Raw genomic sequence first — 14378 nt, 5'->3', positions numbered from 1 at the left:
GGTATCGAACAGAAACCCGCCAGGGGCGGGAAGCCGTCTCCCGTGAGGGGCCGGCCCTTGTTATTAATAATTTGCAGAATGTTGCGCTATGCAATGACATCAAGCAGTTAGGCGATTCTCCCTTGCAGATGGCGCGCTGGCAATACCCCCTGCCATGTGTGGGAGTGCTTTTCGCTGTCAAACCTTAATCTTAAGGTTAAATGATTGAAAAGAGCACACCATTGCCGCTGTAATGCGAACCTACGATAGCACATCATGCCCGATTTGCTGCCTTCTTCCATAAACAGGCAAGGATGTCGAACGGTGATTACCCGCCGTTTGCAGACCGTCAGGTCGTAACATCAGGTAGCACAAGGAGAGAGAACGCATCATGCAGATTGCCGTGTTGACCGGATTTGTCCTGGCCATCCTCGTTCCTCTTCTGTCTCGCTGTTGCGGTAGCCGTACCGGAATGGTGCTGGCGCTTTATCCAGCCGCCATCGCTGTCTGGCTGGTGTCGCTGGCACCGGAAGTGCTGAGCTCGGGCGGTATCTATTTTGAGCAGGCCTGGGCGCCCAGCCTCGGGTTGAGCCTGAGTTTCTGGCTGGATGGCCTGTCGCTTTTGTTCGGTCTTTTGATCAGCGGTATCGGTACGTTGATCATCATTTATGCCAGTGGCTATCTCCACGGTCACCCACAGCTTGCCCGTTTTTATGTGCTGATCCTGTCTTTCATGTCTTCCATGCTGGGTGTGGTCATGGCGGATGGGCTGATGACGCTTTTCGTCTTCTGGGAGCTGACCAGCATTACCTCCTACCTGCTGATCGGCTTCAATCACGAGGACGCCGCGGCGCGCAAGTCCGCGCTTCAGGGGCTATTGGTCACGTTTACCGGTGGCCTGGCGCTCATGAGCGGTCTGATTCTGCTTAATGTGGTGGGCGGTAGCTGGTCGCTTCAGACACTGCTCAGCGATGGTGACGCCCTGCGCGAGCACGCGCTGTATCTGCCGATGCTGCTGTGTCTTCTGGGCGGTGCCTTTACCAAGTCCGCCCAGTTTCCGTTTCACTTCTGGCTGCCCAACGCCATGGCCGCGCCCACGCCGGTCTCGGCCTATCTGCACTCAGCCACCATGGTCAAGGCCGGCATCTATCTGATGGCGCGTCTGCAGCCCGGGCTCGGGGGCACCGAGGCCTGGATGACCATCCTGTGCGTTGTCGGTGCCATCACCATGGTCGTGGGCGCCTTTCTGGCCATCCGCCATCCCGGTATCAAGAAGGTACTGGCCTATTCCACCGTCATGGCACTGGGCACGCTAACCATGCTGCTGGGGATCGGCGGCGAGGCGGCGATGATTGCCTTTGTGACCTTTCTGGCCGCGCACTCCCTCTACAAGGGCGCGCTGTTCATGGTGGCCGGGGCCCTTGATCACGAAACGGGTACCAAGGACATCGATGAAATGGGCGGGCTGCGTCGTGCCATGCCGGTTACGGCCCTGTGTGCTTTCGTGGCGGCCATGTCGCTGGGCGGTGTGATTCCGCTTTTTGGTTTCGTGGCCAAGGAGCTGATGTTTGAAGCGGTGCTCGATGCACCACGCTTTACCGGCTTTTTGATCGGCATGAGCCTGCTGGCCTCCGTGCTGGTGGTGGCTGCGGCCGGGATCGTGGCGCTGCGGCCCTTTTTCGGCGCGCTCAAGACCACGCCAAAGACGCCGCACGAGGCGCCGCTGTCCATGCTGGCCGGCCCCTGTGTACTGGCAGGCCTGTCGCTGGTACTGGGCTTTGCGCCCTGGCTTGTGGGCGACGGCCTCTTGAACGCTGCCGCCAGCGCGGTCAGGGGGGAGAGCGTCGATGCCTCACTGTATCTCTGGCACGGCATCAATACGGCGCTGATGATGTCGATGTTCAGCCTGTGTGTCGGCCTGCTGGTGTGCTGGCGCTGGCAGAGTGTGCGAAGTGTCATCCATCGGTTCAGCCCGGTGCTTGATCGGGGGCCGGAGGCCGTGTACTGGAAGCTGATGGATCTGCTGGTGCGTCTGGCCGAGTGGCAGACCCGTCTGCTGCAAAGCGGCTACATGCGCAACTACCTGATTCTGACGCTGCTCACCTTTATCGGATTGACCGGCTATACGCTGCTGATACGTCACGGCCCGGTCTTTGATATCGAATTTGATGTGCGTTTGCAGGAAGTAGTGGTTGCACTTGTCACGGGTGCCAGCGCTGTCGTTGCCTGCATGATGCGTTCGCGGCTGGCGGCCGTGGCGGCCGCGGGCGTCATGGGCTTTGGTATCGCCCTGATCTTTTTGCTGTTCAGTGCGCCGGATCTGGCCATTACACAGCTTCTCATCGAAACCCTGACCGTGATTCTGCTGATTCTGGTGCTGTTTCGCATGCCGAAGTTTTCAAGCCTGTCGACGCCCATGGATCGCGTGCGTGACATGGTGGTGGCCATTGCGACAGGTGTGCTGATGACACTCCTGATTCTGACCGTACTGGCACAGGATCTGTTTACCTCCATTTCCGAGTACATGATCGAAAACAGTGAACCGCTCGGACATGGCCATAACATCGTTAACGTGATCCTGGTCGACTTCCGCGCCCTCGATACCCTGGGTGAGATCTTTGTACTGTCGCTGGCGGCAATCGGTGTGCTGGCCATGCTCAGACTGCAGGCGAAAGAGAAGAAGGCATCATGAAAACAGGCACTTTGATTCTGACAGTAGCCGCCCAGACCCTGGTGCCGCTACAGATTCTGTTCTCCCTTTTTCTTTTACTGCGCGGCCACGATGAACCCGGTGGCGGGTTCATCGCCGGTCTGGTGGTTGCGGGGGCGTTTGCACTGCATCAGTTTGTCAACGGCCCGGAAGCGACCCGGCGACTGCTGCGTGTCGACCCGCGCGACTGCATTGGTATCGGTCTGCTGTTGGGCGTCGGCTCGGCCTTTCCGGCCTGGTGGCAGGGAGAGGCGTTTCTGACCGCACAGTGGTGGGACGTTCTGGGACTCAAGCTCTCGACGCCGTTGATTTTCGATATCGGCGTTTACCTGGTCGTGCTGGGGTCAGTATTGACAGCGGTGATCACGCTGACGGAGGTCGACAAGGATGAGGCATGACACGCGCGTATCATCAAGGGAGGGCGCTCCATGGAACCCATAATGGCGGTGGTCATCGGCGTGATTTACGCCTCTGCCATCTACATGATGCTGCGGCGATCGATCGTCAAGCTGGTCATTGGACTGATTCTGATTTCGAACGCGGCCAATCTGCTGATCTTCACAGTGGCCGGCATGACGCGCGATGCACCGCCACTGATTCCCATGAACGGTGATCCGCTGGGCGACATCGTGGCCGACCCGCTGCCCCAGGCACTGGTCCTGACGGCCATCGTGATCGCGTTCGGTGTGCTGTCGTTCGCCGTGGTACTGATTCGCCGTGCCTACCAGATCGTCAAGGTTGATGATATGGACCAGATGAAGGATACCGACACGTGAGCCCGGAAGTAGCCCTCCCCATACTGATTCCCCTGACGGCGGGCGCGCTGTCGATGGCTTTCTGGCGCTCACGCATGATGCAGCGGCTGATCGGTGTTGTCGGTACGGCGATGCTGCTGGTCGTCAGCATCTGGCTGTTTGTCAGTGTGCAGGCTCAGGGCCATGTGGTCATGCATGCCGGCGGCTGGGAAGCGCCCTTTGGCATTACGCTGGTGGCGGATCTTTTGAGTGCCATCATGATCGTGCTGACCGGCATCATCGGCTTTGCCGTAGCGGTCTACTCACTGCCGACCATCGGGCGCGGTCACGAAACCTTTGGCTACTACCCGCTTTTGCATCTGTTGCTGGCCGGTGTGGCGGGTGCCTTTCTGACCGGCGACATCTTTAATCTGTATGTCTGGTTTGAAGTGATGCTGCTGGCCTCCTTTGCCCTGCTGATTCTGGGTGGCGAGCGCGCGCAGATGGAAGGGGCGATCAAGTACGTCACCCTCAACCTGTTGTCATCAGTCATCTTTCTCAGCGCCATCGGGCTGCTTTACGGCCTGCTGGGGACGCTTAACATGGCCGATATCGCCCGTCGCGTTGCCCTGGTCGAGGACAACACGCTGATCGATGTGGTCGCGGTCATGTTCATGATCTCGTTTGGCATCAAGGCGGCGGCGTTCCCGCTGTTTTTCTGGCTGCCGGCGGCCTATCACACACCACCGGTGGCAGTATCGGCGCTGTTTGCCGGACTGTTGACCAAGGTAGGGGTCTACGCACTGTTTCGTGTCTTTACCCTGATATTTAATCAGTCGGTGGACTTTACCCATGAAATCCTGCTGTGGGGGGCGGCGTTGACCATGCTGACCGGTGTGTTGGGGGCGGCGGCACAGTTCGAGTTCCGGCGGATTCTGTCCTTTCACATTGTCAGTCAGATCGGCTACATGCTAATGGGGCTGGCGCTTTTTACACCGCTGGCGCTGGTTGGCGGGGTGTTCTACATCCTTCACCACATCATCGTGAAGACCAATCTGTTTTTGATCAGCGGCATCGTTTATCGATTGAAGGGCACCCATGATCTTAAAAAGCTGGGCGGGGTCTACAAGGCCTGGCCGCTGCTGGGCGTGCTCTTTTTGATTCCGGCGCTGTCGCTGGCCGGTGTTCCGCCCCTGTCAGGCTTTTTTGCCAAGTTTGTTCTGATCCGCGCCAGTATTGAAGCCGGTGAGATCGCCATTACGGTGATTGCCCTGGTCGTCGGACTGCTGACGCTCTATTCAATGACCAAGATCTGGGCCGAGGTGTTCTGGAAAAAGGCGCCCGATGAGGATGCCGAGAAAGGGGTGGGCCCGGTCTCACAGCGCCATCTCTGGCTGATGATTCTGCCGGTCGTGGGACTGGCGGCCTGTACGGTGTTCATCGGGCTCAACGGGCAGCTTCTTTACGACGTCGCAGAAGCGTCGGCTGCGCAGCTTCTGAATCCTCAGGGCTATATCAATGCCGTACTGGGAGAGCAGCCATGACGGGGCTTTTAACCAATCTGTTACTGGCGACGGCCTGGATTGCGCTGAGTGGTGATTTCAGCATGGGTGGCATGCTGACGGGGCTGGCCTTTGGCTACCTGGTCATTTTGCTGCTGCAAAATCAGCTGCCGGGCCTCAAGGGCTATGGCACCCGCCTGCCGAGAATCGTGTCCTTTGTCTTTTATTTTCTACGCGAGCTGTTCATGGCCAACTTCAAGGTCGCCTTTGATGTTGTCACGCCGCCCTGGCACATGAAACCGGGCGTTATCGCCTTTGAGCTGGAGGCGAAAACCGATCTTGAAATCGCGTTTGTGGCCAATCTGTTTTCGCTGACGCCGGGGACGCTGAGTCTGGATATTTCAGATGATCGTGAAGTGCTGTTCATTCATGCCATGTTCCTCGATGACGAGCAGGCATTGAGAAAGGATCTTCAGGAAATGGAGCGCCGTGCGCTGGCGGTGCTGCGATGACCGCGATGATCAAAAACGTGATGAGGGACACATGCAGATACTGATCCATTTGAGTTTTGCCATTCTGGCCATCTCCATGGTGCTCTGCTTCGTGCGCCTGGTGATCGGTCCCAGCCTGCCGGATCGCGTCGTGGCACTGGAGCTTTTGTCGATGATCATCGTCGGGATCATCGGGACACACGCGCTTCAAAGCGATGAAGCCAGCTTTCTGGATGTGGCCATCGTGGTGGCATTGATGTCCTTTCTGGCGGCTGTCGGATTTGCCCGCTTTCTGGAACGTGGAGGCCGCCGGGATGATTGAATTATTGCAGGGCTTTTTGCTCCTGGTAGGCTCTCTTTTCATGCTGATTGCCGCGCTTGGCATTGCACGACTGCCGGATCTTTTGACCCGCATGCACGCCTCTACCAAGGGCGCATCGCTTGGGGTCATGCTGCTGATGGCGGCAGTGGCGCTGCATTTTCTGGAAGAGGTCGTGTTCGCTCGAACGATCGCCATCACCTTTTTTGTACTGTTGACGGCGCCGGTGGCCGCGCACGCCATCGGTCGTGCCGGTTACTTTGTCGGCATCGAACTCTGGAAGGGCACGGTCAAGGATGAGCTGCGACCCAACTACAATCCGTTGAGCCATCGGCTGCACAGCGGTTTGAAAAAGACCACGAAAGGGGCCGACAACACCAACGTGCAGCATGACGGCAAAAGCGAGGGGGGCAAGGGCGACTCCGACACCAGAGGCTGATATATCCTCACACGCCGGGCGTTGTTATGCTGTTGCCATCATTTTCTGAATATTGAAGCCGTCATGCTGTCTGGAAAAAAACTGGCAACACTGCCCTGGCTTTTGGGTATCGCCGGCCTGGTGCCCTTTATCGGTCTGGCAGCGGTCGTCCTGCTTGCCGTACCCGGATGGCAGGCTTTCGCGCTTCAGGCCTTTCTCTATTACAGCGCGGTCATACTGTCATTTCTGGGCGGGGTGCACTGGGGCGTGGCGATGAGTGTGGACCATGAAGGCAGCCATCACTTCAGTTCTCGGATGTTGGTGGCCATGGCACCTTCGTTGCTGGCCTGGCCGGCGCTAATGCTCGCGCCCCGCTTTGCGCTGCTGGCGTTGATGACGGGGTTTTTACTGATTCGCCTGTATGAAGCGCAATCCGACAGTGTCGAGCGGCTGCCGCCATGGTATACGTCACTGCGCACCCTGCTGACGGTTGTGGTGGTGGTGGCGCATTTGTCCATCGTGTTGCTGATGACGCTGACGTGATTTCCAAACAGGCCGGCAGCACTGATTGATACGCTGTTGTAACAATATGTCTTAAATCAAGCTGAAATGAATTCGGCAGGTTTAATACCGATACTGTGTTTAATTGGTTCTGTATGAAAGCAGGCGCCTCCATTTAATAATGAGAGGCGCTTTTTGTATGGCCCTTCCTACAACATCTCATTCTTTTATTTTCTTTGGCTGACACTCTTTGGCGAGCTTGCCGTGTAGTGAAAAATCATGGCTGTTTCGGCACAACATATGATCGTTTCATTTGTCTATTCTCGGTTGCACAACGCAATAAATGCCGTCGAGAAATCATGGTAACTAATATCGTTTTTATATTAATTACCAGAAGTGTCGGACCGGTCACCGAAGACAAATATTCCCTCAAGCCGCGGCCGTTTTTATATAGCACCATGGGTCGAGTGTACGGGATCAAGGGATAAGCAATCATGCAGACAGTTATTGTCACCGGGGGGGCCGGTTTTATCGGCTCCGCACTGATACGTCATCTGATCGCCAACGACACGTGTCGTGTCATCAACGTCGACTGTCTGACCTATGCCGGGCATACCGCCACGCTGCGCGATATCGATCAGGACCCTCGCTACTGCCTGGAGCAGGTGGATATTCGTGATCGTCCGGCGCTTGACCGGCTGTTTTCACAGTACCAGCCGGATGTCGTAATCCATCTGGCGGCGGAGTCTCACGTCGACCGCTCCATCGACGGCCCGGCTGTTTTTATCGATACCAATATCGTGGGTGTCTTCAACCTGCTGGAGGCCGCGCGCAGCTGGTATGAAGGGCTTGAAGGCGAACAGCGCGAACGCTTTCGCTTTCACCATGTTTCAACGGATGAAGTGTTTGGTGATCTCTCACCGGAGGCCGCGCCCTTCAGTGAGACCTCTTCCTACGCGCCCAGCTCTCCCTACGCGGCCAGCAAGGCCAGTGCCGACCATCTGGTGCGCGCATGGCAGCGTACCTATGATCTGCCCACTCTGATCACGAACTGCTCGAACAACTACGGTCCGTGGCATTTCCCGGAAAAGCTGATTCCGCTGGTGATTCTCAATGCCATGCAGGGGCGTGATATCCCGGTTTACGGGGAAGGCCATCAGATCCGTGACTGGCTGTTTGTCGAGGATCACGCCCGCGCGCTTCATCTGGTCATGACGCAGGGCAAAATCGGGACCAGCTACAACATCGGCGGTCACGAAGAGCGTCGCAATATCGATGTCGTTACGACCATCTGTGATGTGCTCGAGCGTCTGGGCGTGCCGCATCCGGAAGGTGTAAGTCGCTTCCATGATCTGATCACACACGTGGCCGACCGCCCCGGTCATGACCGCCGCTACGCCATCGATGCCTCTCACATCGAGCGCGAGCTTGGCTGGCGTCCGCAGGAGAGCTTCGAAAGCGGTATCGAAAAGACCGTGCAATGGTTTTTGAACCACGGCGACTGGTGTCAGGGCGTTGAAAACGACCAGACCCGCCAGCGTCAGGGGCTGAGGGCAACCGCATGAAAGGCATTATTCTGGCAGGTGGCAGCGGTACCCGGCTGTATCCGCTGACGCTTGGGGTCTCGAAACAGCTTCTGCCCATTCACGACAAGCCGATGATCTACTATCCGCTGTCGATTCTGATGCTGGCCGGTATCCGGGAAGTGCTGATCATTACCACGCCCGATGAACAGTGTCTGTTCCAGCGCCTTCTGGGCAATGGCGAGCGCTTTGGAATATCGATCGAATACGCCGCGCAGCCCAGCCCCGATGGCCTGGCGCAGGCGTTTATTATCGGTGAGTCGTTTATCGGCAACGACAGTGTCTGCCTGATTCTGGGCGACAACATCTTCTACGGCCACGGGGTCGTTCCGCGGCTCAAGCGTGCCGTCGAACGCGGTACCGGTGCCACGATCTTTGGTTATCAGGTGCGTGACCCCGAACGCTTCGGCGTGGTGGAGTTCGACAGTGAGCAGCGTGTGCTGTCGCTGGAGGAAAAACCCAGCCAGCCTAAGTCGCGCTACGCCGTGACCGGTCTCTACTTCTACGACAACGATGTCGTGGACATTGCCCGTGGCGTCAAGCCTTCTCAGCGAGGCGAGCTTGAAATCACCAGCGTTAACCAGGCCTATCTGGAGCGGGGCGATCTCAATGTCGAACTGCTGGGTCGCGGTTTTGCCTGGCTCGATACCGGCACGCATGAAAGCCTGCTGGAAGCCGCGCAGTTCGTTGAAACCATCGAAAAGCGTCAGGGCTACAAGGTGGCCTGTCTCGAGGAGATTGCCTGGCGTAACGGCTGGATCGACAGTGACGCCCTGATGGCGCAGGGCAGGGCGCTGGAGAAAAACGGCTATGGACAGTATCTGATTTCGCTGCTGGAGCCGACATGATTCCCTTTACGCGGCCCTTCCTGCCACCGGAAGCGGACTACCAGCATTACATCAACGACATGTTTTCGCGCCAGTGGCTCACCAATCACGGGCCACTCGTGCAGTCTTTCGAGCAGCATCTGCAGACGTTTTTGGATATCGAGCACTGTCACTTTGTGGCCAACGGTACGCTCGCGCTGCAGCTGGCTTTCAAGGCGCTGGCGCTGAAAGGCGAGGTCATCACGACACCGTTCTCCTTTGTGGCGACGCTCAATGCGCTGCTGTGGGAGGGGCTGACGCCGGTATTTGCCGATATCGATCCACAGACGCTGACCCTTGACCCGGCGCGGATCGAGGCGGCGATCACGCCCGACACTTCGGCCATTCTGGCCACGCACATCTATGGCCATCCCTGTGATGTAGAAGCCATCGAGGCCATTGCCCGCCGCCATGGGCTGAAGGTGATCTACGACGGCGCGCATGCCTTTGGATCGACGCATCTCGGCCGCAGTCTGCTGGATTATGGCGACATCAGTATCACCAGTTTCCACGCCACCAAGCTCTTTCACACCATCGAGGGGGGTGCGCTGTTTACCCGCGACGGTGAACTGAGCGAGCGCATTGCCTCGCTGCGTGCCTTCGGGCAGGTGGGCGGTGCCGGCATCAATGCCAAGGGCTCCGAGGCCCACGCCGCCATGGGGCTGGCGCTGTGGCCATGGCTTGATCACATTCTTGAAAGTCGAGCCAGCATTGCCGGGGTCTACAATCGCTGGATCGACGGGCGCGACCTGGCGGTCTCACGGCCGACCCTGCCCGACGGTGCCGGGATCAACCATGCCTATTACCCCGTACTGCTGCGCAGTGAGGCGCAGCTGGAGAGGGTTGTGGCCTACATGGCCGAGCAGGAGGTCCATCCGCGCCGCTATTTCCATCCCGCGCTTAATCGTATCGCAACGTCGGATAACGCTGTGGTCGACATGCCCGTAGCCGAAGATATCGCCTCAAGGGTTCTTTGCCTGCCCAATTTCGTGGCCATGACCGGTGAGGATGCCGAACGGGTCATGCGCCATCTCGAAGATGCCCTGCTACTGGAGACCGCATGAGTCAGGATGCCCCCGAACTTGCCTTTCATCGCCACCGCGACCGTGCGCTGTCGCCGGAGGCGTTTTTACGCTTTATCGAGCAGGTCGAGAAAGAATTTGAGCCGCCCCTGTCAGAGCAACATCATCTGCCTGACTACGCTGACAAGCTGTTGCGTCTGGCCGAGATCGATTACGTGCTCGATGGTGACAAAGTCGTGGCGGCCATCGCCTGCTATGCCAATGACCATGAGCACTATCAGGCCTATGCCACCTTCTTTGGTGTGCTGCCGGACTATCGCGGCAGCGGCATCGCCAGGCCGCTGCTGTCGAAGGGGATCGAATCCTGTCGGCAGGCCGGCATGCACGACCTGAGAGCCAGGACCTGGCATCGCGGCAAAATCCTGGCCTTCTATGAGGACATGGGGTTCGTGATCGATCGGGTGGAAACCAATGAGTGGGGCGTCGAGTCGCTGCAGCTGATCATGGCGCTCGGGAATCGACCCGACAACGCCGGCTCGCATCATGCACCGTAACGACGGCGACTTTCACAGGGAGAATTCATGAACGTACTGCTGTCCTGCGTTGGCCGGCGAGGCTATCTGGTGGACTATTTCCGCGAGGCGCTCGCCGGGCAGGGGCGTGTTATCGCAGCCAATAGTGATCCCCTGACCGATGGCATGTGGCGTGCCGATCGGGCCTATGAGGTGCCCGGCGTCAACGATGCAGGCTATATCGACGCGCTGCTTGATATTGCGCAGAAGGAAAAGGTTGAGCTGGTGGTGTCGCTTTTCGATATCGATCTGCCTTTTCTCAGCGCCGCCCGGGATCGATTTGCCGCGCGCGGCATTCGGGTTGCTGTCCCGGATGAGGCGGTCGTGGATATCGCCAATGACAAATGGCGTACCCAGATATTTTTGCAGGAACACGGCTTTGATGGCCCGCGCACCTGGGCGTCACTTTCATCGGCGCTGGAGGCTGTCAACGCCGGTGAGGTACGCTGGCCGCTGTTTGTGAAGCCTCGCTGGGGCATGGGGTCCATCGGGGTTCAGGTGGCTCGTGATGCTCAGGAGCTGAGCTTTTTTCATGAACATACCCGCCGCGCCATTGCCCGCAGCTATCTCACGCTGATGGAAGATCGCGTTATTGAAAAGGATGGCCGCGGCGACGTGTTGATTCAGGAAGGCATTGCCGGGCAGGAGTACGGGCTCGATATCTTCAACGATTTTGAGCGCCGCCACGTGATCACCACCGTCAAGCGCAAGGTGCGAATGCGCTCGGGTGAAACCGATGTGGCCGAGGTGGTGGACATGCCGGCACTGACGAAGCTGGGCGAGCGCCTGGGGCGCCAGCTCGGGCATGTGGGTAATCTGGATGTCGATGTCATGGTCAGCGGCGACCGTCTGGCCGTGATCGAGTTCAACGCCCGCTTTGGCGGCGGCTATCCCTTCTCGCATCTGGCCGGGGCCAACTACCCTGAAATGCTGGTGCGCCTGGCCCGGGGAGAGCCGGCGGCACCTGCCACGGCCCGCATCGGGACCTTCGGGCTCAAGGCGCTGGTCCCCATGCAGGCGCCCGAGCCCGAAAAAAACGTTTGATCCACATGACCCGCGGTTTCGTTTGACAGGAGTACGTCGTGTCGGTCAAGGCCAATGCGCTTGCCAACTATGCCGGTCAGCTTTACACCACGCTGATCGGTATTATCGTTTATCCCTTCTATCTGGCCTGGATGGGCGAGGAAGCCTACGGTCTGGTGGGCTTTTTTATCGTATTGCAGGCCTGGCTCAATCTGCTGGATATGGGCATGTCGCCCACCCTGGCCCGTGAAACGGCGAGGGCGGCCACGCATCAGGGCGAGCAGTGGCAACAGCTGCGCGGGCTGGTGCGAAGCCTTGAAATCGTTTTTCTGGGACTGGCGGTCGCCATGGTCGTGTCAATCACGCTGGGCAGCGACTGGATTGCCAATCACTGGCTCGAGGTCGACACGCTGTCACGCGAGGAGGTGGCCTGGTGCATCGTGCTGATGGGTTTCATGATCGGTATGCGCTGGCTGGCCTCGCTGTATCGAAGCGGCATTCAGGGACTGGAGCGCCAGGTGTCGCTGAACGTGGCCAACGTCGTGATCGCTACGTTCAAGTTCGTTGGCGTATTGATGATTTTGCAGTTCGTCAGTACACAGCCCAGCGCCTATTTCGAATACCAGATCGCCATTGCGCTGCTGGAGCTTCTGGTGATGGGCGTCATGTTCTATCGTCTGCTGGGCGGGCGCGAACGGTGGCAGGGGTTTTCATGGGCCGTGCTCCGTCCGGTGCTGCCCTTTGCCGGCGGCGTTGCCTACACCGCCGGTATCTGGATACTGATGACGCAGCTCGACAAGCTGTTGCTCTCGTCGTTTCTACCGCTGTCGGAATATGGCTACTTCACCCTGGTCGTGGTCGTGGCCAATGCGATCATGACGCTGACCATGCCGATCAGTCGCGCCCTGATGCCGCGCATGACCGGGCTTCTGGCCAGTCAGGAGGAGGCGCAGATGCTACGTCTCTACCGGCGTGCCTCCCAGTTCATCGCGGCCACGCTGCTGCCGGTGGCTGGTATGGTGGCCCTGTACGGCGGCCAGCTGCTGTATGCCTGGACCGGCAACATGGAAGCGGCGCAGTGGGGTGCTCCCATCCTTCTGTGGTATGCGCTGGGCAACGGCCTGCTCGCCATCGGTGCCTTTCAGTATTACCTCCAGTACGCGCACGGTCAGCTGCGACTGCATGTCATCTATAACACGGTGTCGGTACTGATCGTGGTGCCGGTGGTCGTGGTGGCGGCCTGGCAGTGGCAGGCGATCGGCGTGGCCGTGGCATGGTTTGCCTTTCGCCTGCTCTCGTTTGTGTCATGGACGCCCTTTGTACATTCAAGGTTCGCACCGGGCATTCATGGTCAGTGGATGACCCGGGACATTCTACCCTGTGCGGTCGCCACGGCGCTGATGCTGCTGTTGTATCAGTGGCTTGATCTGGCGCTCTGGTCGCTGCCCAGACCCTGGATATTTGTCAGTCTGATGGCCATGGGTATCGCCATCCTGCTGGTCAATGCCGTCGTCTCCTCGGTAGGAAGGGACATGATCATTCGCCGTTTGCAGGAGAGAAAGCATGACCGCGCTACCCACTGAAGAGATGCTTGTCCGGCAGTGGCCTGTCGGTGCACAGACGCCGGAGGTCAGCGTCATCTGCACAACCTTCAATCAGGCAGGCTATATCCGGGAGGCCATCGAAGGCTTTCTGCAACAGAAAACGGATTTCTGCTTTGAAATCATCATCCACGATGATGCCTCCACCGATGGCACCGCCGCGATCGTTGACGAGTATGCAAAACAGTATCCGCGGGTTATCCGGGCCGTATTGCGTGATGAAAACCAGTATCAGAAAGGGCGTCGCATCATGCCGCTGGCGGCAGGCTTTGCCCGAGGCGAGTATCTGGCGCTGTGTGAGGGTGATGACTTCTGGTGCGATGAACAAAAGCTTGCCCGCCAGTATCGGGCCATGCAGGCCAGACCGGACATCGCGATCAGCTATCACAACGTGATGCGTCGTGGTCCCGATCAGGAGAGCCTGCATATCGAGGCGCAGGACAATCGCAACCACGAACGCGTGGTATCGCTCGACGAGCTGCTGGTCCACACCGGCGACTATTGCCCCTCACCCTCGCTGATGCTGCATCGAGGTGTGCTGGAGCGCCTGCCCGAATGGTTTTATACCACGGCGCCGGTGGGGGATTTTTACCTTCAGGTGCTGGCTGCCCGGCCGGCCGGGGCGCTTTATCTGCCGCATGTCATGGCCGTCTATCGCACTCAGGCCCAGGGGTCATGGTCCCAGCAGCAGCGTCAGCTGGAAGACGATCAACGCTATGCCCGTCATCAGGACTTCATGGCCCGTCATGCCGAATGTATGGGGTATCTGGCCAATCAGCTCGACGCCTCCCACACACCGGCCATAACGCTTGCCATGGCGCGGCGCTGGTATTACGCCTCGGTAGAATATCTTCAGGCGGGTCGCTATCGCGGCTTTCGTGATGCGATTGCCTCAAGCATGCATCAGCAGGCCATCTCCACGCCTCAGCGGCTGCTGTTTGCGCTGCGTCGCACCCCTCGGCTGGCAAGCCGTCTGATGGCGATGCGTCATCAGTATCAGCGACGGCGTCGCTCGACGGACCGCGCCTGACAGGGTCGCAGAGCCGACACTAAAGGC

Annotated in this window: 15 protein-coding genes; all 15 read left to right on the top strand. The window is 58.6% G+C overall.

Annotated elements, in window-relative coordinates; translation table 11 throughout:
* The first annotated feature begins 370 nt into the window (after window positions 1–370).
* The 15 genes from ACXMYO_RS08280 to ACXMYO_RS08210 all read left to right on the top strand — a co-directional run bounded on the left by ACXMYO_RS08280 (window position 371) and on the right by ACXMYO_RS08210 (window position 14351).
* Window positions 371–2671 carry a putative monovalent cation/H+ antiporter subunit A gene (locus ACXMYO_RS08280; protein WP_457808385.1) on the top strand — a complete coding sequence of 767 codons (2301 nt, stop codon included), beginning with the start codon at window positions 371–373 and terminating at the stop codon, window positions 2669–2671.
* Window positions 2665–3087, top strand: coding sequence for a Na+/H+ antiporter subunit B (locus tag ACXMYO_RS08275; protein ID WP_438768439.1), 423 nt, complete (start codon window positions 2665–2667; stop codon window positions 3085–3087). Before ACXMYO_RS08280 ends, ACXMYO_RS08275 begins: the two co-directional genes overlap by 7 nt.
* 30 nt (window positions 3088–3117) lie before the next feature.
* Window positions 3118–3465 carry a Na+/H+ antiporter subunit C gene (locus tag ACXMYO_RS08270; protein WP_438768192.1) on the top strand — a complete coding sequence of 116 codons (348 nt, stop codon included), beginning with the start codon at window positions 3118–3120 and terminating at the stop codon, window positions 3463–3465.
* The gene (locus ACXMYO_RS08265; protein WP_457808384.1) at window positions 3462–4967 is read left to right on the top strand and encodes a Na+/H+ antiporter subunit D; all 1506 of its coding nucleotides are present in this window, start codon (window positions 3462–3464) and stop codon (window positions 4965–4967) included. The genes ACXMYO_RS08270 and ACXMYO_RS08265 overlap by 4 nt, the downstream gene beginning before the upstream one ends.
* Window positions 4964–5437: a Na+/H+ antiporter subunit E gene (locus tag ACXMYO_RS08260; protein WP_438768190.1), complete on the top strand. Its 474-nt coding sequence runs from the start codon at window positions 4964–4966 to the stop codon at window positions 5435–5437. The genes ACXMYO_RS08265 and ACXMYO_RS08260 overlap by 4 nt, the downstream gene beginning before the upstream one ends.
* Window positions 5438–5468: 31 nt before the next feature.
* A complete protein-coding gene (locus ACXMYO_RS08255) occupies window positions 5469–5738 on the top strand; it encodes a monovalent cation/H+ antiporter complex subunit F (RefSeq protein WP_438768188.1) in 270 nt (89 codons plus the stop codon).
* Window positions 5731–6174, top strand: coding sequence for a monovalent cation/H(+) antiporter subunit G (mnhG, locus tag ACXMYO_RS08250; protein WP_438768187.1), 444 nt, complete (start codon window positions 5731–5733; stop codon window positions 6172–6174). The genes ACXMYO_RS08255 and mnhG overlap by 8 nt, the downstream gene beginning before the upstream one ends.
* A gap of 63 nt (window positions 6175–6237) precedes the next feature.
* The gene (locus ACXMYO_RS08245) at window positions 6238–6696 is read left to right on the top strand and encodes a DUF3429 domain-containing protein (RefSeq protein ID WP_438768185.1); all 459 of its coding nucleotides are present in this window, start codon (window positions 6238–6240) and stop codon (window positions 6694–6696) included.
* Window positions 6697–7148: 452 nt separating this feature from the next.
* Window positions 7149–8219: a dTDP-glucose 4,6-dehydratase gene (gene rfbB / locus ACXMYO_RS08240; RefSeq protein ID WP_438768183.1), complete on the top strand. Its 1071-nt coding sequence runs from the start codon at window positions 7149–7151 to the stop codon at window positions 8217–8219.
* Entirely contained in the window at window positions 8216–9085 is an 870-nt protein-coding gene (rfbA, locus tag ACXMYO_RS08235) for a glucose-1-phosphate thymidylyltransferase RfbA (RefSeq protein ID WP_438768181.1), read from the top strand. Before rfbB ends, rfbA begins: the two co-directional genes overlap by 4 nt.
* Entirely contained in the window at window positions 9082–10167 is a 1086-nt protein-coding gene (locus ACXMYO_RS08230; protein WP_457808383.1) for a DegT/DnrJ/EryC1/StrS family aminotransferase, read from the top strand. Before rfbA ends, ACXMYO_RS08230 begins: the two co-directional genes overlap by 4 nt.
* On the top strand, window positions 10164–10679 hold the full coding sequence (locus ACXMYO_RS08225; protein WP_438768177.1) for a GNAT family N-acetyltransferase: 516 nt from the start codon (window positions 10164–10166) through the stop codon (window positions 10677–10679). Before ACXMYO_RS08230 ends, ACXMYO_RS08225 begins: the two co-directional genes overlap by 4 nt.
* 27 nt (window positions 10680–10706) lie before the next feature.
* Window positions 10707–11741, top strand: a complete 1035-nt coding sequence (locus tag ACXMYO_RS08220) for an ATP-grasp domain-containing protein (protein WP_438768175.1) — start codon at window positions 10707–10709, stop codon at window positions 11739–11741.
* A 38-nt stretch (window positions 11742–11779) separates the two neighbouring features.
* The gene (locus tag ACXMYO_RS08215; protein WP_457808382.1) at window positions 11780–13303 is read left to right on the top strand and encodes an oligosaccharide flippase family protein; all 1524 of its coding nucleotides are present in this window, start codon (window positions 11780–11782) and stop codon (window positions 13301–13303) included.
* Complete coding sequence (locus tag ACXMYO_RS08210) at window positions 13284–14351, top strand: glycosyltransferase family 2 protein (protein WP_457808381.1); 1068 nt, start codon at window positions 13284–13286, stop codon at window positions 14349–14351. The genes ACXMYO_RS08215 and ACXMYO_RS08210 overlap by 20 nt, the downstream gene beginning before the upstream one ends.
* Window positions 14352–14378 lie beyond the last annotated feature (27 nt).

It is taken from the genome of Kushneria sp. EE4, assembly GCF_977968315.1.
This window is presented reverse-complemented; position numbering and strand designations above follow the sequence as displayed.

Excerpts from the sequence above, each read along its gene's own strand:
- ACXMYO_RS08280 (WP_457808385.1), top strand. The coding sequence starts at position 371 with ATGCAGATTGCCGTGTTGACCGGATTTGTCCTGGCCATCCTCGTTCCT.
- ACXMYO_RS08270 (WP_438768192.1), top strand. The coding sequence starts at position 3,118 with ATGGAACCCATAATGGCGGTGGTCATCGGCGTGATTTACGCCTCTGCC.
- ACXMYO_RS08260 (WP_438768190.1), top strand. The coding sequence starts at position 4,964 with ATGACGGGGCTTTTAACCAATCTGTTACTGGCGACGGCCTGGATTGCG.
- ACXMYO_RS08255 (WP_438768188.1), top strand. The coding sequence starts at position 5,469 with ATGCAGATACTGATCCATTTGAGTTTTGCCATTCTGGCCATCTCCATG.
- mnhG (WP_438768187.1), top strand. The coding sequence starts at position 5,731 with ATGATTGAATTATTGCAGGGCTTTTTGCTCCTGGTAGGCTCTCTTTTC.
- ACXMYO_RS08245 (WP_438768185.1), top strand. The coding sequence starts at position 6,238 with ATGCTGTCTGGAAAAAAACTGGCAACACTGCCCTGGCTTTTGGGTATC.
- rfbB (WP_438768183.1), top strand. The coding sequence starts at position 7,149 with ATGCAGACAGTTATTGTCACCGGGGGGGCCGGTTTTATCGGCTCCGCA.
- rfbA (WP_438768181.1), top strand. The coding sequence starts at position 8,216 with ATGAAAGGCATTATTCTGGCAGGTGGCAGCGGTACCCGGCTGTATCCG.
- ACXMYO_RS08230 (WP_457808383.1), top strand. The coding sequence starts at position 9,082 with ATGATTCCCTTTACGCGGCCCTTCCTGCCACCGGAAGCGGACTACCAG.
- ACXMYO_RS08225 (WP_438768177.1), top strand. The coding sequence starts at position 10,164 with ATGAGTCAGGATGCCCCCGAACTTGCCTTTCATCGCCACCGCGACCGT.
- ACXMYO_RS08220 (WP_438768175.1), top strand. The coding sequence starts at position 10,707 with ATGAACGTACTGCTGTCCTGCGTTGGCCGGCGAGGCTATCTGGTGGAC.
- ACXMYO_RS08210 (WP_457808381.1), top strand. The coding sequence starts at position 13,284 with ATGACCGCGCTACCCACTGAAGAGATGCTTGTCCGGCAGTGGCCTGTC.